The 1850-nt window shown below is 67.3% G+C and carries 2 protein-coding genes and 1 pseudogene; all 3 read right to left on the bottom strand.

Annotation, left to right across the window (positions count from 1 at the left end; all coding sequences use genetic code 11):
- Nucleotides 1-1164, bottom strand: a 1164-nt coding sequence (locus ACFWJO_RS37430; RefSeq protein WP_386872583.1) for a DNA/RNA helicase domain-containing protein, incomplete at its 3' end; no start/stop codon positions are given.
- Complete coding sequence (locus ACFWJO_RS37425; RefSeq protein WP_101967490.1) at nucleotides 1161-1484, bottom strand: nucleotide pyrophosphohydrolase; 324 nt, start codon at nucleotides 1482-1484, stop codon at nucleotides 1161-1163. The genes ACFWJO_RS37430 and ACFWJO_RS37425, both read right to left, overlap by 4 nt.
- 38 nt (nucleotides 1485-1522) lie before the next feature.
- Nucleotides 1523-1850, bottom strand: a pseudogene (locus tag ACFWJO_RS37420) (hypothetical protein); the annotation flags it as partial.

The following is a 1850-nucleotide window of genomic DNA, read 5'->3' as shown; positions in this document are numbered from 1 at the left end:
CTTGACGCGGAGCTGTGACACCAGCGCGTGGTGACGGTGTTCGGCGTGCGCCCGCGCGAGGAGGGCGTCCATCGTCGCGGCGTCGAGGTCGGCCGGACGCACCGTCTGGCGCGGGTCCACGAGCAGGACGACGTCCCTGGCCTGCTGGGTGATCCAGTCGAGCTGGGTGTGGGAGACGTCGTCGTCGCCGAAGAGCCGCTGGTTGATGGCCGTGTACTTGTTGTTGAGGGCGCCGTTGGACTGCGCCGAGCGCAGACCGAGGCGGTGGGCCTCGTCAACGATCAGGATGTCGTAGCGCTCCTCCGCGTCTCCGACGTTCCACACGGACAGCACCATGGACGGGTGCAGCCCAGGCGTCCGGCGGAAGACACGCTTGAGGGACTGGCGGAGGGACTGCTGCGGGACGACGATCCCGATGCGCAGACCACGGCCCTCGGTGCCGCGCAGCAGGGCGTTCCGGTTGGCGTGGGTGAACAGGTCGAAGAAGTCGTGGTCGGAGCTGAGGTCCACCTCGACGTCTTCCTCCGTGAGGTTCGCGAGGTCCACGAGCAGTTTCGCCAGGAACACGCCCACCACCGTCTTGCCGGTGCCGGGGCCGCCCTGAATGACGAGCGGGCCGCGATCGACGTCGTCATCGGCGACGAGCAGCTGGATGATGTGCCGCAGCGATGCCTCCTGCTCCGGCGTGAGCACCTTGAAGGGAGAGAGCTTGAACAGGGTGCTGTTGAGGATCTGCTCGCGGGAGCGGCTGAACACCTTCTCCGCCCGCAGCCGCTCGAAGATGTCCGCGAACATCTCCTGGTAGCGCGTGCGGTCGTAGTAGTCCGACTCCGTCATGCCGGCGTTGCGGTTCAGGACCTCGCGAGCGCCGTCGCCGCTGAGCATCTGGATGAGGTAGCGCTCCAGGTCCAGGGCGGCGGACTTGTTGAACTCGTCATGGAGCACCACGCGCATCGTCGTCAGGCGAGCCTTGCGCGGATCCATGTGGTGCTGTCCTCGTCGGGCGACGATGTTCGTCGTCTCGCCGACGTAGACCTGCTTCTCATTGTCGATCACGTACACGGCGGGCCAGTCCCGCATGCGCGCGTTCTTCTCCTGCTCGGGGGGAAGGGCGCCCTTGAACGGCAGGCGTTCCAACGTGTACCCGGGGTTGTGGTCGGTCATGACGACGTCGCCTCCTCGTCCCCGCCTGTCGGCACCGGGTGCTTGATCCGCGTCTTCACCAGCTTGGCCTGGATGATCTCATCCACGTCCCAACCCATGTGGTCCGCGAACATGAATGCGTAGGTCAGCACGTCCGCCAGCTCGTCCTGCACCTCGTCCATGTCCGCGCCGTCCTCCGTCCACTGGAAGTGCTCGAGCAGCTCCGCGGCCTCGATGCTGATGGACTTGGCGAGGCTGGCCGGGGTGTGGAACCGGGCCCAGTCACGTTCGGCGATGAACTCGCGCAGCTGGGCCAGGGTCTCGTCGTGAGGGTCGGTCATGGGTCCTCCAAGGGTGGCACGGTACGACGTCGGCCGATTCAGTACCGCGGGGCCGCCTCGTAGAGGGCCTTGGCGTCCTGGGCTCCTCGCACGGCATCGCGGACGGCGGGTTTGGTCAGGTCCAGGACCCGGAGCTCGCCGTCGGTCTCCGCAATGGACTCGATTCGGCGGACGTCGCTGCTGTGCTGTTCCGCAAAGTCGGCCAGACCGCGCAGCTTCGGCAGGGCGTCGGACAGGTGGTGGCCGTGGGGGTCCACGATGTCCGCGACGATCTGCCCGCCCGCGGTCTCGTGGAAGAACACGAAGTCCGGACGCAGGGCCTGCCACTGACCGGTCCCGTCCCGGTAGGCGACGGCGAGCGACTCC

The organism is Streptomyces sp. NPDC127092 (assembly GCF_042722475.1).
Taxonomy (GTDB): domain Bacteria; phylum Actinomycetota; class Actinomycetes; order Streptomycetales; family Streptomycetaceae; genus Streptomyces.
Note: the sequence above shows the minus strand (reverse complement) of the source record. Positions and strands in the feature narration are given on the sequence as shown.